This window comes from Streptococcus sp. 10F2 (assembly GCF_054331515.2).
This window is the reverse complement of sequence record NZ_JBTGGE020000017.1, coordinates 16,751-31,832: the sequence shown is the minus strand read 5'-3', so window position 1 is coordinate 31,832 and position 15,082 is coordinate 16,751. Positions and strand designations below refer to the sequence as shown.

The window sequence follows — 15,082 nt, the reverse complement described above, 5'->3', positions numbered from 1 at the left end:
TCTCCAGAATTAAATCCTATTGAAAAAAGCTGGGCTATTTTAAAAAAATCAGTTACAGAATTACTTCGTAAAATGGACTCTATAACTGATGCAATAACATACTATTTAAAAACTAAATGACTATACTTAGAATTCCGAGGTTATTAGAAAGGCAGAAGAAAACCCTTTGGAGACTCCAAAGGGTTTAACTGTCAAAATTTATTTTCCAAGTTTTGCTTTAGCAGCATCTGCCAAAGCTGTGAAAGCTGCTGCATCGTTAACAGCAAGATCCGCAAGCATTTTACGGTTTACTTCGATTTCAGCCAATTTCAATCCATGCATCATTTGTGAGTATGAAAGTCCGTTCATACGAGCTGCCGCATTGATACGTGTGATCCATAGTTTACGGAAGTCACGTTTCTTCTGACGACGATCACGGTATGCATAGTAGTAAGAGTTCATTACTTGTTCTTTCGCTGTGCGGAACAAGATATGTTTAGCGCCATAGTAACCTTTAGCGAGTTTTAGAATACGTTTACGACGTTTGCGTGATACAACGCCACCTTTAACACGTGCCATTTAGTTTTCCTCCAGATTCTAGTTATACGAGTATGTCTTATTTAAGACCTGTAAGCATTGATTTAATACGTTTGAAGTCTCCTGCAGAAACCATTGAAGCTTTGCGAAGGTGACGACGTTGTTTTTTAGTTTTTCCGTGGAAACGGTGGGAAGTGTAAGCACGGAAGCGTTTAAGTCCGCCTGAACCAGTACGTTTGAAACGTTTAGCAGATGCGCGGTGTGTTTTTTGTTTTGGCATGATTTCTCCTCTTTTCTATTGATCAGACCTTATTTTTTGTCTGGAATGGGAGCCAATTGCATGAACATTTGACGTCCATCCATCTTCGCTCTTTGCTCAATAATGGACACATCTTGTGTCGCCTGAGCAAAATCAGCGAGAACCTTAGCTCCAATTTCTTTGTGGGTGATCATCCGACCTTTGAATCGAATGGACACTTTGACTTTATTTCCCTTTTCAAGGAATTTGCGTGCATTCCGAAGTTTTGTCTCAAAGTCTCCCTTGTCAATTGTTGGACTTAGGCGAACTTCTTTGACCGTTACAACGCTTTGCTTTTTACGTTGCTCCTTTTGCTTTTTCTGGTACTCAAATTTGAACTTACCGTAGTCCATAATTTTAGCAACAGGTGGTTTTGCTTGGGGTTGGATTAAAACCAAATCAACATTGGCATCATCCGCGATGGCTTGAGCTTCACTCAATGGTTTAATACCAAGCTGCTCCCCTTCAAGACCAATCAAGCGAACTTCACGCACACGAATTTCATCATTGATGAATAAGTCTTGTTTTGCTATGGTGTTCACCTCTTTATTTTATTTCGAGAAAAACAAGAGTGGGTCTGCTAACGCAAACCCACTCACACGAATAGAATCCTAGATAGGACTTGAATCGTAGAGCCAGACAACGTTAGTCGCAAGGCGAGAAGCTCTCACTTCTGCTTTTCTCATGTACTCTATTTTACCAAATCCTTTAGCTTTGTCAACACTTTTTTTAATTTTTTTCATTTTGGAAGAACATCTCTCCAAAATGCCTTAGGAAACAGCATTCACGATGCTTAGAGCGGGGGAGTAAGTTGAGAAAATTCTTCCACTCCCAACGATTCAACAAAACGGTGAAAAGCAGCTTGCCCTATCTCATCTTGTTTGAACACACCTGCATCTTCTAAGACGCGGGTAAATTTGTCACCCACAGCTTGACGAAGAATAGCCTCTACATTTCCCTCATGAACATCTGGGTACTTCTCTTTTAATTCATCAGCCCAAACTTGATGAATTGGATTCACCGCTTCAACTTTTCCCAAAAGATAATCTTTTACCGTTTGGAACTCAGTTTTCAATCTCGGTGGTAAAATAGCCAATCCCATGACTTCAATAAGGCCGATATTTTCCTGCTTAATGTGTTGAACATCTGGATGCGGATGGTAAATGCCATCTGGAAATTCCTCCGAAGTTTGGTTGTTCCGTAAAACAAGATCACATTCAAAAAATGCTCCCTTCTTACGCGCAATAGGAGTAATCGTATGATGTGGAATCCCTTCAGATTCTGAAGAGATACCTAGTTCATCATCTGAATAAGATCTCCATGCAGAGAGAATTTTTGAAGCCAAAGCTATCAAAGAATCTTTCTCTTGACTCCGAAGACGAATGACAGACATTGGCCAATGAAGAATGCCAGCTTCAACATCCGAAAATCCTTTAACTTGAAAAGTAGCTACTAGATTCGCTGTCTCCATTGGAAATGTATGGCGTCCGCCTTGGTAATGTTCGTGCGTTAAGATAGAGCCACCGACAATTGGCAAGTCCGCATTAGACCCTGCAAAATATCCTGGAAAAGTTTCTACAATCGATAACAGATTGGCAAAAGTCTGGTTACTAATTTCCATTGGCTGATGCTGCTCTAAAAAGAAAATCGCATGTTCTTTAAAATACGCATATGGTGAGTATTGAAATCCCCATTCTCGTTGATCGATCTCAAATCGAATAATACGGTGATTACTACGAGCTGGATGATTCAAACGTCCTAGGTATCCTTCATTTTCCATACACAACAGACATTTAGGGAAATCAGATGACGGTAGTAATTTTGCTGCCGCAATGGCCTTAGGATCTTTTTCCGGTTTCGATAAGTTAATGGTAATCTCTAAATTTCCATAAGGGCTCTGGGTAGTATAGGCAATATTCTTAGCAATACGATCCGTCTTAATATAGTCATTATTTTGGCTAAGTGTATAAAAATTGCGAATAGCTTCTTGCGGGGAAAGACGATAAGTCTCCCAAAAAGCTCGATTGACTTGACTCGGACTCGGTGTCAAAAGATCCATCAACTGACTTCCCACGATTTCTCGTTCTTCCTCAACATCCTCTATGAAACCATGTTTCACTCCTAGTTGAAGCAACTCATTTTTCATAGTAATCGGATTCATTTCCGAACTCTCAGCATCCCTAGCAGAATCGCCTACCAATGCATAGATTCGATTGGCTAAATAAAGACGATCCAAATCTGCATAGTCTGTGTGTTCAATGATGGCAGACACAAAGTTCTCCACTAAATTTCCGACCATTTGTTCTCCTATTCTAAGATTTGGCTGCCACTAGCAATTTCTGCGCTATAAAATTCTGGCTCATAGCCGACAGCCTCAAGATATTCACGGTAAATTGCTTCTTGAACAGCTTCAACCCTGTCTTTTTTGACCAAAGCAATGGCACAACCTCCAAATCCTGCTCCTGTCATCCTTGCCCCCAGAACCCCTTCTTGTTTCCAAGCCGTATGGACCAATGTATCCAATTCAAATCCGGTCACCTCATAATCATGTTGAAGAGAAATGTGAGAGGCATTCATTAAATGACCAAATTCTTCTAATTCCCCATTTTTTAGAACTTTACTTGCCTTTAATGTTCGAAGATTTTCCAACACAGCATGACGAGCTCGTTTAAGCCGATCAGCGTCCTTAATTAAATAGGCATGCTCATCAAAGGTCCAAAAATCTAGTTCTCCCAAACTTTGAATCGGCAGCTCTTTTTGCAACTCCGCTAATGCTAATTCACATTCCGACCGGCGTTCATTATACTTAGAATCCACTAATTCACGGCGTTTCTTTGTATTCATAATAATAATCACATTATCCTTCAAATCAACAGGAACTAGTTCATAATCAAGCGTATTCGTATCTAAATAAATGGCACTTTTCCTTGCCCCCATACCAATAGCAAATTGATCCATAATACCGGATTGCACACCAATAAAATCATTCTCTGTCCGTTTTCCAATTTTTACCAGATCCAATCGGCTAATCTCAAGATTGTACAAGTCTTCCGCAATAACTCCAATTAACAATTCTAACGAAGAAGAGGAAGAGAGACCAGATCCATTTGGAATCGTTCCATGCACATACACATCCATACCACTTGAAATGGTGTGACCTTCTTCCTGTAAAAAATGGAGAACTCCTTTGGCATAATTTGTCCACCCATCTTCTACCTTATAGCTAAGATCATCCAAGGATACCTCAATAATCCCTTGGTCTGCAAAATTTTCTGAATAGAATCTTAGTAATTGATCTTGCCGTCGAGATGCAGCTCCATAAGTTCCTAATGTAATGGCTGCTGGTAGTACACACCCCCCATTATAGTCTGTATGCTCACCGATAAGATTAATTCGTCCTGGTGAAAAATAAGCTTGATCAGCAGAGTAACCAAATACTCCCTCAAATTGTTCTAATACTTCTAATCGCTTCATCCTTTTACTTAATTCCTTTCCAGTTCTTATTCAACGAATCACTGATAGATTCAACAGATAGGACTTATTTCCAAGAAAATCCCTCATCATTTCATACTAAGCCAGTCACTCTTACTTCCATTCTACACAAAAAGCATCCCACGGCAATAACTGCTTCTGCTCGCGAACAAATTTGAGATCAGTCTCACCATTTGAAATGATAATCTTGCCTTGTCCCAAATCCTCTTCAAAGGACTGAACTTGATCCGATAAATTGACAACAATCAGATAGGTCTTTGACAGATAGGTTCGTCGATAAGCAAACACCGCGTCACTCGTATTCACTAATTCAAAGTCCCCATAAACAATCCAATCTTCTTCTTTCCGAAGGTGAACCAATTGTTGATAGGTATAAAAAATGGAATTGGGATCCTGTAAAGCCGCCTGAACATTAAACTCCTGATAGTCTGGATTAACTGCTAACCAGGGATGACTGGATTCCGTAAAATCGGCCTGATCCCCCTGACTCCATTGCATAGGAGTTCGCGCATTATCACGCCCAACATGACGGATTTGATCCAAAAGAATCTCTGGATCTACTCCCTTCTGCAATTGCTCTTTGATGTAATTACGGGACTCTATATCCTCCACTTCCTCTAACGTTTGGAACGGGTAATTGATCATGCCAATTTCCTCTCCTTGATAAATATAGGGAGTCCCTCGCATAAGATGCAATAGAATAGCCAGGGCTTTAGCCGATTTTATCCGGTATTGAGCCGTATCTCCCCAAATGGATAATACTCGGGGTAAGTCATGATTATTCCAAAACAAGGAATTCCAACCCTGATCTATCCCTAACTCTGTTTGCCATTTATTAAAAATTTCCTTGAGTTTCTCAACATCCAATCGCTTTTCATATTCCCATTTGGGCTTTCCAGGCTTATGCTGAAGAGCAATATGTTCAAATTGAAATACCATCGATAACTCATTACGTTCCGGATTCGAATACTCTTTGGCAATTTCTGGAGTCGCTCCCCAAGTTTCACCAACCGTTAATAAATCTGTATTCCCAAACGTCGCCCGATTCATTTCTTGGAGATAGTCGTGAAGCTTGGGGCCATTCGCAGAAATCAATTGATCGGGTATTTTTCCAATCATATCAATCACATCCATTCGAAAACCACCAATTCCCTTATCAATCCAGAAATTCATCATCTCGTAAATTTCCTGACGTAATGTTGGGTTCTCCCAATTTAAATCTGGCTGTTTTTTACTAAAAAAATGGAGATAATACTGATTCGTTGCTGCATCAAATTCCCAAGCAGAACCACTAAATACCGACTCTAAGCAATTGGGTTGATCTCGCCAAATATAAAAATCTCTTTTCGGATTGGTAGAATCCTTTCTAGCTTCCAGAAACCAAGCATGCTCATCAGAAGTGTGATTCACAACCAAATCCATGATGATTCGAATAGAACGTTTTTTGGCTTCTCGAATCAGCTTTTCCATATCTTCCATAGTTCCAAAAATAGAAGCTATGGCACGATAATCTGCAATATCATACCCATTATCATCCATCGGACTCTCATAAACAGGGGAAAGCCAAATCGCTGTGATTCCTAGTTCCTGTAAATAATCTAACCGCTGAATAATCCCTTGAAGATCTCCAATTCCATCGCCATTAGAATCCTGAAATGATTTCGGATAAATTTGATAAATCGTTGCCCGCTGCCACCACTTTTTTTCCATCTTACTTCCTCATTTTACAATAAGTATTCACCAACTTCTCCATCATTTGAATAGACAATCTGACCACTTTTGGTTTTGAGATTCGCCCGTAACTGACAATACTCTTCTCCCAGCGTCCATTTCAATAAGATAATCTCTTCTCCTTCTGTCTCTACCGTAAAATCACCAGAAAATGCAGGATGTTCATTTCGGAAACGAATCAACTCTACAAGACCTTTGACAACATCTGTTTGCACAGCTTCTGCAATCTCTGCTTGGGAATAATTGTGACGATTAATTTCACGTCCATCTCCCGTTTTTTCAAACATCTCTAAATCATTTTTTCCAGCAAGAAGGCCAACATAGTATATTTGTGGAATCCCTGGTGTAAAGAGTTGTAAGCCACGTGCTAATAAATACGTTGCTGCATCTTCTTCAAATAATGAATAGATTGTAGAACGAATTTGATGCACATCAAAACCATCCGCTTCTTTATGTTCATCTGAGACAATCAAGCTCATATTCGCACCTCGGCTGGCTGCCAAGTCCGTTAAACGACGTGCTTCCTTGCTATCAATTAAACCATCCAGATCCGGTTTCACAGGGAGACCATCATGACAATCCAACATGGTAAATTGACGATGGGGACGAGTCTTTAGATAATGAGCTAAATGAACATTGGTTTCATCTGATAGAGCTTCAAATATCCGATACGGCAAAATAAAATCATAGATCCAAAAACCGTGTTTGGATAAACTATATTGGATAGAATAATGAGAATGAACCTCTGGAAGCAACTCAATGTTATAAGATGTTGCCAATTCCATAATCCAATCTAAAAATTCATAGATATCTGGTTCTACAAAAAAGCTAGATGTCCCAATCTTCTTAATAACATAACCAACAGCATCCAAGCGTATCATTCGAATTCCATTATTACTAAAATGCTCAAAGATATCCTTAAACAGTTGGCGTACTTTAGCCGAATAAATATCAAAATCAATTTGTTCAGACGGTGTTGTCTTCCCAAATGTTGTCCATACTCGTTCCAATTCTCCTGTTTTTTCAATGATAAATTCAGAATAAGGAACCTCACGCCGCAAGAACATTTTATCAATATCTTCCTGAACTGGATTTCCATCTTTCCAAATTTTTTCCAAGGTTAAGAAATAGTCTGCATAGTCAGACTCTCGACCTTTTTCTAAAAAATCTTGAAAATAATGAGATTTTTGAGAAATATGATTCACCATCAAATCTAAAAGTAAATCATAATCTTCCGCCAGGGCCTGCATATCTGACCAGTCCCCAAATTTTGGATCAATTTCAAAATATGTTAGAGGTGCGAATCCCCTATCACCAGATGAAGGATAGGGAGGAAGAATATGAATCCCACCCTGAAAAACATCTGGAAAATATAAATCTAAGTTTGTTTTTAACTCCTTCAGATTCCCACCTAATGAATCTGGATATGTCATTAATTGTACTTTATTCTTTGGCATGTGCTCTTTCCTCTAATTCCTCCAAGCTCGGTAAGTCAACAACAGCTCCTAAAAACTCTAATTTATAGGCTGACGTCACTAAACCGGAATCGATCGCTTCCTGAATGGTTTTCCCCTGACTAATCCCTGTATAAAAGCCAGACCAGAAAGCATCTCCTGCACCAGTTGTATCAACAACTTTCTTAGCCTTGGTTGGTTTTGCAATCTGCTTCTCTCTTGTAGCAACAATCAGACCATCTTTCCCCAATGTCATGATGACCAACTTAGCACCCAAGTCTAGGAATTTTTGAATATGGTTTTCAACCGTGTCTGGACCAAAAATTCGCTCCGCATCATCCTCAGATGGTTTCACAATATCAACCTGTTGCATAATCTGTTGGATATAGGCAATGCCATCGTGACCTAACTCCCAAATATCTGGATGGTAGTTAGGATCAAAAGACACAATGATTCCCTCCTCCCGACACTTTGCAATTAGGGCTTCTACCGTTTGCCGCGATTGAGATTGTGAAATTGGCCAACAAGAAAAATGTAGAATTTTACTTTTTCCCAGTAGATCTTCTAACTCATCTGTAAATTCAATATGAGCATCTGCTCCACGGTAAAAAATAGGAGTCGGAGTTCCTTGACTCTGATTCACAACCACCATACTCGTAGATTGTTGCTTTTCTTGAATCAAAGCCTGCACTCCTCTGGCATCAATCTTATCTTTTAAAAACTGCCCCAAGCGGTCCTTCCCAACTGCTGCCACCAAGGATGAACGTCCTCCTAAAGCCTGTACGTTCATCGCTATATTCGCAGGTGAGCCTCCAAAATGAGCTTGATAAACACCGTCTGTTTCGATCATATCGATTAAAACTTCCCCTACTGTTAACACATCTATTTCCTTAGTAGCTAGGGGCAATGATTTTTCTAAAGCAAACACGACTAACTCCTTTAATAGTTCTAAATCGAATGAGAGGCTGGGCACAAGTCCCAACCTCAAAATCTTAGTTAGTAATCCATTTTTAACAAAAGCTTTTATAAAGTCAGACAAGCTTGAATTCTACATGATTGGAATACTTCACGAATTCATTTGTGATCTAATGAACGTTTCAGATCTGACTCAAGCAACTGTGTAAGGGCAGGAATAAGAATGTTATTCCAGTCCTTACAAAGTAACTATTAACGAATAGCTTTTTCCGTTTGGAGATCAAAGAAGTGTCCTTTTCCTACGTTAAAGGTCAAACTAACTTTTTCTCCTGGATGATGGAAATCTTGAGAATCCACCCGAGCAGCAAATTCCTCTTTAGAAAACTGCGCATAGAGCATCGTTTCAGATCCTAATAGTTCTGAAATCGTCACAACAGCTTCAACTGTTGCATTTGGATAAGCTTCTTGTGCTACTAAATTGCTGGTAATATCTTCTGGACGAATCCCAAAGATGACTTTTTTACCTACATAACCAGCCTCTTGTAAAACTTTAATCTGACCTAGAGGAACCTCCATTTCAAGACCATTCTCAAAGACAATCGTGTTTTCTTGAACAGTCACCTCAAAAAAGTTCATGGCTGGACTTCCAATAAAACCAGCTACAAATTTGTTGACAGGATGATTATACAACTCTTGAGGGGTGCCAATCTGCTCTACTCGCCCAATTGTTCCTGAACCATCAGGATTTTTAGTCGCACTCATAATGACAATGCGATCCGCCAAAGTCATAGCTTCTGTTTGATCATGTGTTACATAGATAGTTGTAGCCCCAATCCGTTTATGGATTTTCGCAATCTCTGCCCGCATGGAAACCCGTAATTTGGCATCCAAATTAGAAAGCGGTTCATCCATTAAAAAGACTTTCGCATCCCGAACAATCGCACGTCCCATGGCAACCCGCTGACGTTGACCTCCCGATAGATCTGCTGGACGGCGGTCTAAAAATTCTACTAGACCTAAAATCTGAGCAGCATTGCGGACTCGTTTATCAATTTCCTCTTTTGAATAATTTCTCAATTTTAAACCAAAAGCCATGTTATCGTAAACTGTCATATGCGGATAAAGGGCATAGTTTTGGAAAACCATTGCAATATCCCGGTCTTTTGCCGACTTATCATTGACCACTTCACCATCGATTGTTAATTCACCTTTGGTAATATCTTCTAAACCAGCTACCATCCGGAGTGTCGTTGATTTTCCACACCCCGAAGGCCCTACAAACACAATAAACTCCTTATCCTGAATGTGTAGATTAAAATCTTCAACAGAATAATGTGACGCATTTTCATATTGCTTATAGATGTGATTAAGATTTAATTCAACCATTTTTCTCTCCTCATTTTCTTGAGCTATTTAACAGCTCCATTGCTCATACCTGAAATAATATTTTTCTGGAAGATCAAGTAGACAATTGTAATTGTAATAATTCCGACAATATAGGACGCAAAACTTGGACCATAATCATTAAAGTATTGACCTTGGTAGTTATACTGGAATAGAGGAAGAGTCCATAGTTTAGAATCCTTATTCAAAATAAGAAGCGGCAACATAAAATCATTCCAGAACCAAAGAGCATTAATAATTAACGTTGTCGCATGCATGGGTTTCAGCATCGGAAAGATGACCTGACGATAGGTTGTAAAGCGGTCAGCACCATCAATCTCAGCAGCCTCATCAAGGCTATCCGGTATACTCAACTTAATATATCCAACATATAGGAAAAGCGTCTGCGGTACAGCATAGGTTAAGTAAAGCAATACTAATCCCCACATATTGGCTAAACCAAGACTACTCATCATAACTGTAATAGGGATCATGATGACTTGAAACGGAACAAAAATCCCAAGAATTAATAGTGAATACATAATGGCAAAAGCTTTTCGCCTAGACATATTTCTCGCAATTGCATATGCCGCTGCTGGAATAACCATTCCGACAGCCAATAATGAGAGAATTGTAATCACACTGGAATTCCAAAAATATCCTCCAATTCCATCCGAAATCAAACGTTCATAATTGTCCATTGTAAAAGGATTTGGAAAACCGAAGAAATTCGCAACAATATCTTTTGTCGTCTTAAACGATGAAAAAACGGTTGCCATGAGCGGAAGGAAAATAAAGATCCCACCAACACTCAATAAAAGATATTTCCAAAAATCCGTTGTTTGTTTCATTTTGTTCATAAAGCCACCTCTACTAGATTTCAAACCTACGAGACAATCGAATTTGAATCACAGATATTACCCCGATCAGTATAAATAGAATGATCGCAATAGCATTCGCATAACCAAATTGATTGCTCTTAAACGCATAATTATAAACAAGAAGTCCTAAAGACGTTGTTGCATTGTTAGGTCCACCACTCGTTAAAGCAAAAATTTGATCAAAAGCTGTCAATCCTGCTTTCAACGCTAAAATAAAGACCATCGAAATCGTAGGGAGCAAATAAGGTAGTTCAATATTCCAGAATGTCTGTTTAGACGAAGCTCCATCAATCTCAGCAGCTTCAACAATCTCCTCTGGAATACTTTGCAAACCTGCTAAAAACAGAATAATCGGCATAGCCACTCCTTGCCAAAGGAGAACAAATATCGTTGCCACAATCGCTCCTGTACTAGTCCCCAACAAGCTCTCTTGCAGAAAACCAATACCTAGGAATTTTCCAATTGCTGGCAATCCATAATTAAAGAACTGTTTAAAGATTAAGGATACAGTCAGAGATGATAGCACGGCTGGGAAGAAGAACCAAGCTCTAAAAAAGGTGCGACCTTTTATTTTAGAATTTAAAGTACGCGCAATAAACAAACCAAGTACAATTTCTCCAATAATTAAAGCCAAGGTCAAGATAATGGTAAATGAAATAGCCTGGAAAAATTTAGCGTCCAACATCAACAATTTATAATTATTAAGACCGACAAAGTCATAATTATAAGTAAGCCCTGTCCAATTGGTAAAGCTGAAAAAGACACCTTGTAACATGGGTAAATAAAAGAAAATGAGCTGCAAAACGATGGGAATCGCTAAGAAAGTCCAAGCCCAATACTTATTTAACAATTTTCTCATGATTACACTCCTATCCTAATCAAGATCAGCCTTCATGGGATTGAAGAAGGCATTTAAGTTATCCGCTAGCATCACTGGATTTTGTTCTAAGAGATAGTTCGCACTTAGATTGAAGAAATCCTCTTCAGAAGTCCATTTTTGAGCCAACCAGACAAAGTGTCTATCCGTAAAGGCTAATTCTGAAATTTCAGCTAAAGGAGCATTAGGATCTGTTTTTACACCTTTAACAGAAACGGGGGAACCATCCACATCATAGTATTTTTGCATCACTTCCGGACGGGTCATATAGGCCACAAACGCTTCACTTTCTTTCTGATGCTTACTTGTAGCTGATACAGATAAAGCTAAATCGCCTGCTCCGACGGTAGCTTTTTGACCTTCCTTTTGTCCTGGGAATGCAAACATTCCTACTTCAAACTCAGGTTCCTGTTGATTGATTGCAGCCAAAGCCCAAGAACCTTGGGGCATCATCAAAGCTTCTCCACTTGAAAAAGCAGCAATGGCATCACTATAACCGGCACCTCTCCAGCCTTCTTGAGTGTTATTCGCCAATAAATCAAGTTTGTCCCTGTCCGCTTTCAACAAGGCATCATCTGGAGAAATTGAATTCGGAGCAGAGAAACGTAAATAGTCATTGACAGCATCTCCACTACCAGCAGATGTAATCAAGGAAAGCTGATGGTAGCCATTTAAAGTCCAGCCCTCACTTCCTGCTACCGCAAAAGGAGCCAGACCTGTGTCTTTAATTTTCTTTACAATCTCTTTAAATTCCGCATAAGTTTTAGGAGGTTCGATTCCCAATTCTTTAAATTTTGTTTTGTTGTAGTAGATTCCAGAAACATTCGCATTCAGAGGAACATTGTATACCTTCCCATCCACCTCATAAAAACTAGCATAATCATTTTTCAAGTTATTCAGATAGGACTTTCCAGTCATATCCATAAATTTCCCTGCTTTTGTCCATTCTTGAAAATCAATGTTTTGTGGATAGATATGGACTATGTCTGGCACATCCCCTGATAACATCCGCGTTTTCAGCACAATTCCTGCAGCAGGCACATTTGTAATTTCAATATCAATATTTGGATTCTCTTTTTCAAAATCTCTTGAAATTTCTTCCAGAGTATCTGTCATCTCTTGTTTTTGGTTAAAAAATTCAACTTTAATTTTTTGACTCGTGGATTCCGGTTTCTGCCCACAAGCAGCTACACCTAACACTGTTACAGTTGATAATCCAACTAAGGCAAACTTGCTGTACCACTTCATAATTTCCTCTTTTCTATACGTAATAAGCAAAGCAAGGCTTTAGATTTTTTCAAAGATAAACTGATTGCTTCGGAAATCCCCTTGAGATAAAACCATTGTCAATCCAGCATACATCAACTCTGCTCCAGAATAGACCTTGTCAGTACCCCGTAATCGATAGTTGGCTTCTGCATCTAAACCACATAATTTCACGGTACTTTCAATGGTTTCAATGGTTGATAATACACGAACATAGGTCACTAAGACCTGATCCTTATACACAAACTCAACCGCCGCCTCATTGCTCGCATCTTCTGGATTTAGTAAACGGTATTGTTTTCCAAACTGCACAATTGGACGAATATCTTTATAACAAGCAATTTGTTCTTTAATCGCTCGTTTTTCCTCTAGAGACAAACTGGTTAGATCTAATTCATAACCTAGATTTCCCATCATAGCCACATGGCCTCTGGTTTCCAAACTTGTACTCCGGGCAACTTGATGATTTGGCACTGCTGACACATGAGCTCCCATAGCAATTGTAGGATAGAGGTAACTAGACCCATATTGAATTGGAAGACGTGCAATTGCATCTGTATTGTCACTAGCCCAAACCTGTGGGAAATAACGTAACATTCCTAAGTCGTTACGACCACCCCCACCCGAGCAAGATTCAAATAAAATATGCGAATGTTTTTGTGTCAAATAAGCCACTAGCTCATATAGCCCCAACATATAGGCATGAGATTGCTCTTGTGTCTCCTGATAATTCCGACCATTCCCCAAGTTGGTCATATTTCGGTTATAGTCCCATTTCACATAGTCAATCGCGTACTCCGTAAGAATTCCATCAATGACCTGTTTCAAATAATCCACAACTTCAGGATTCGCCAAGTTTAATACTAACTGGTTTCGAGAATAGGTATGGTCATAACCGGGAGCCTGAATCGCCCAATCTGGATGCGCCCGATAAAGATCACTATCCACAGAGATCATTTCAGGTTCAAACCACAAACCAAATTGCAAGCCCTTGGCATGTATCTCCTGGATCAACTCTTGTAGATTTCCTCCAAGTTTTTCTTCATTAACAATCCAGTCTCCAAGAGCTCGATTATCATCAAATCGATTCCCAAACCAACCATCATCTAACACAAACAGTTCAATCCCAACCTGTTGCGCCTCGTCAGCTAACTCCAGCAACTTCTCCTTTTTAAAATCAAAATAAGTTGCTTCCCAGTTATTTAACAAAATAGGACGTTCCTGCTGAGCAAACTGGCTTGGGACAATATAATCTGTCACAAATTGTTGACTTTCACTTGTTAACCCTGTTAATCCTGTATAAGAGTAGGACATCAAAGCGATTGGACTTTCAAACCGTTCTCCCGGAGCAAGCTCCCAGGAAAAATTCTCATCCTCAATCCCAATGCCAAGACGAACTTCATCTAGCTGACTTTGCTGAACAAAGGCTTGAAAATTACCACTATACATTAGTTGCAAAGCCCAGGCCTCTCCAGCCTGCTCTGTCGCTGTCCGTTCACAGAGAATCAAGGCAGGTGTCTGCGCGTGGCCTGAAGCCCCCCTATTCGAAACAATTTTGAATATCCCTTGCTCCACTCCTTGTCTACGAACCTTCTTCTCACGACCATAGGCACCTTGTAACGTGATACTGTCATAATTTCCTGCTGGGATATCCACCATTGCACTTAACATCCGACGAATAACCACAGGTTCAGAGGATTTATTTTCGAGTCTTGCATAACTTACGATGGTATTGCTATTTTCGACAACTGTATAAAACAGACGCAGTTCCAAATCAGCAACCTCATCAACCAGAGTCAATACCAAGGTCTCCGAATCCCCTAAAGAATGCGGATACGGGAGACTAGATTCAAGCGACATCCCTTTAACAACCTCAGCCTTAGAAAAAACAAAACGGGTTATATCTGTCACCCCATGCTGAATCTTAACCGATGGCTGACGAAAGTCTCCGAAACCATGTAAACCAAGAATTTGGCGTTGAGTATCATAACTATAAGTCCGATTATTCGGATTTAATTGACCTGAAAAGGCATGATCCTTCTCAAATACTGCATTGGAATGATGGTAATTTGTTATTTTTCTTCCAAAATGACGTAATAACAAATCACCATCCTTATTCTCAATTACTAAAGATAAATCTTTGCTAGTAATGTAAAAAATAGTATCTTTTATCAGTATTCCCATATCTCACTCCTCATTTTTACCATTATTATACAGAATGGATACGGTTTCTTTAATGGCTTTTTGTTAGAAGAACATGGTAAAATGT

General features: G+C 39.4%; 13 protein-coding genes and 1 other annotated feature. All 13 genes read right to left on the bottom strand.

Annotation, left to right across the window (positions count from 1 at the left end; genetic code table 11):
• Positions 1–198: 198 nt before the first annotated feature.
• Positions 199–558 (bottom strand): 50S ribosomal protein L20, encoded by a 360-nt coding sequence (rplT, locus tag ACXM1Q_RS04770; protein ID WP_135037785.1) that lies wholly within the window; start codon positions 556–558, stop codon positions 199–201.
• A gap of 37 nt (positions 559–595) precedes the next feature.
• Complete coding sequence (gene rpmI / locus ACXM1Q_RS04765) at positions 596–796, bottom strand: 50S ribosomal protein L35 (protein WP_135037788.1); 201 nt, start codon at positions 794–796, stop codon at positions 596–598.
• A 29-nt stretch (positions 797–825) separates the two neighbouring features.
• Entirely contained in the window at positions 826–1,356 is a 531-nt protein-coding gene (infC, locus tag ACXM1Q_RS04760) for a translation initiation factor IF-3 (RefSeq protein WP_135037791.1), read from the bottom strand.
• Positions 1,357–1,371: 15 nt separating this feature from the next.
• Positions 1,372–1,499, bottom strand: a sequence feature (ribosomal protein L20 leader region).
• Between the two features lie 108 nt (positions 1,500–1,607).
• A complete protein-coding gene (gene galT, locus ACXM1Q_RS04755; RefSeq protein WP_458516650.1) occupies positions 1,608–3,113 on the bottom strand; it encodes a UDP-glucose--hexose-1-phosphate uridylyltransferase in 1,506 nt (501 codons plus the stop codon).
• 8 nt (positions 3,114–3,121) lie between these two features.
• Positions 3,122–4,288: a galactokinase gene (locus ACXM1Q_RS04750; protein WP_458516648.1), complete on the bottom strand. Its 1,167-nt coding sequence runs from the start codon at positions 4,286–4,288 to the stop codon at positions 3,122–3,124.
• 111 nt (positions 4,289–4,399) lie between these two features.
• A complete protein-coding gene (locus ACXM1Q_RS04745; RefSeq protein WP_458516646.1) occupies positions 4,400–6,016 on the bottom strand; it encodes a glycoside hydrolase family 13 protein in 1,617 nt (538 codons plus the stop codon).
• A 14-nt stretch (positions 6,017–6,030) separates the two neighbouring features.
• Entirely contained in the window at positions 6,031–7,494 is a 1,464-nt protein-coding gene (gene gtfA / locus ACXM1Q_RS04740; RefSeq protein ID WP_458516644.1) for a sucrose phosphorylase, read from the bottom strand.
• A complete protein-coding gene (locus ACXM1Q_RS04735) occupies positions 7,481–8,419 on the bottom strand; it encodes a carbohydrate kinase family protein (RefSeq protein WP_458516642.1) in 939 nt (312 codons plus the stop codon). The genes gtfA and ACXM1Q_RS04735 overlap by 14 nt, the downstream gene beginning before the upstream one ends.
• A 239-nt stretch (positions 8,420–8,658) precedes the next feature.
• Positions 8,659–9,792: an ABC transporter ATP-binding protein gene (locus ACXM1Q_RS04730; protein ID WP_458516640.1), complete on the bottom strand. Its 1,134-nt coding sequence runs from the start codon at positions 9,790–9,792 to the stop codon at positions 8,659–8,661.
• Positions 9,793–9,815: 23 nt separating this feature from the next.
• Positions 9,816–10,649: a carbohydrate ABC transporter permease gene (locus tag ACXM1Q_RS04725; RefSeq protein WP_458516638.1), complete on the bottom strand. Its 834-nt coding sequence runs from the start codon at positions 10,647–10,649 to the stop codon at positions 9,816–9,818.
• A gap of 13 nt (positions 10,650–10,662) precedes the next feature.
• Positions 10,663–11,529, bottom strand: a complete 867-nt coding sequence (locus tag ACXM1Q_RS04720) for a carbohydrate ABC transporter permease (RefSeq protein WP_458516636.1) — start codon at positions 11,527–11,529, stop codon at positions 10,663–10,665.
• A gap of 15 nt (positions 11,530–11,544) precedes the next feature.
• Entirely contained in the window at positions 11,545–12,795 is a 1,251-nt protein-coding gene (locus ACXM1Q_RS04715) for an extracellular solute-binding protein (RefSeq protein ID WP_458516634.1), read from the bottom strand.
• A gap of 39 nt (positions 12,796–12,834) precedes the next feature.
• Entirely contained in the window at positions 12,835–14,997 is a 2,163-nt protein-coding gene (locus ACXM1Q_RS04710; RefSeq protein ID WP_458516632.1) for an alpha-galactosidase, read from the bottom strand.
• Between the last annotated feature and the right edge of the window lie 85 nt (positions 14,998–15,082).

Bases quoted from the DNA above. Each gene is read 5' to 3' on its own strand.
- ACXM1Q_RS04725 (WP_458516638.1), bottom strand. From the start codon at position 10,649: ATGAACAAAATGAAACAAACAACGGATTTTTGGAAATATCTTTTATTG.
- galT (WP_458516650.1), bottom strand. From the start codon at position 3,113: ATGGTCGGAAATTTAGTGGAGAACTTTGTGTCTGCCATCATTGAACAC.
- ACXM1Q_RS04710 (WP_458516632.1), bottom strand. From the start codon at position 14,997: ATGGGAATACTGATAAAAGATACTATTTTTTACATTACTAGCAAAGAT.
- rpmI (WP_135037788.1), bottom strand. From the start codon at position 796: ATGCCAAAACAAAAAACACACCGCGCATCTGCTAAACGTTTCAAACGT.
- gtfA (WP_458516644.1), bottom strand. From the start codon at position 7,494: ATGCCAAAGAATAAAGTACAATTAATGACATATCCAGATTCATTAGGT.
- ACXM1Q_RS04745 (WP_458516646.1), bottom strand. From the start codon at position 6,016: ATGGAAAAAAAGTGGTGGCAGCGGGCAACGATTTATCAAATTTATCCG.
- ACXM1Q_RS04730 (WP_458516640.1), bottom strand. From the start codon at position 9,792: ATGGTTGAATTAAATCTTAATCACATCTATAAGCAATATGAAAATGCG.
- ACXM1Q_RS04715 (WP_458516634.1), bottom strand. From the start codon at position 12,795: ATGAAGTGGTACAGCAAGTTTGCCTTAGTTGGATTATCAACTGTAACA.
- rplT (WP_135037785.1), bottom strand. From the start codon at position 558: ATGGCACGTGTTAAAGGTGGCGTTGTATCACGCAAACGTCGTAAACGT.
- ACXM1Q_RS04720 (WP_458516636.1), bottom strand. From the start codon at position 11,529: ATGAGAAAATTGTTAAATAAGTATTGGGCTTGGACTTTCTTAGCGATT.
- ACXM1Q_RS04750 (WP_458516648.1), bottom strand. From the start codon at position 4,288: ATGAAGCGATTAGAAGTATTAGAACAATTTGAGGGAGTATTTGGTTAC.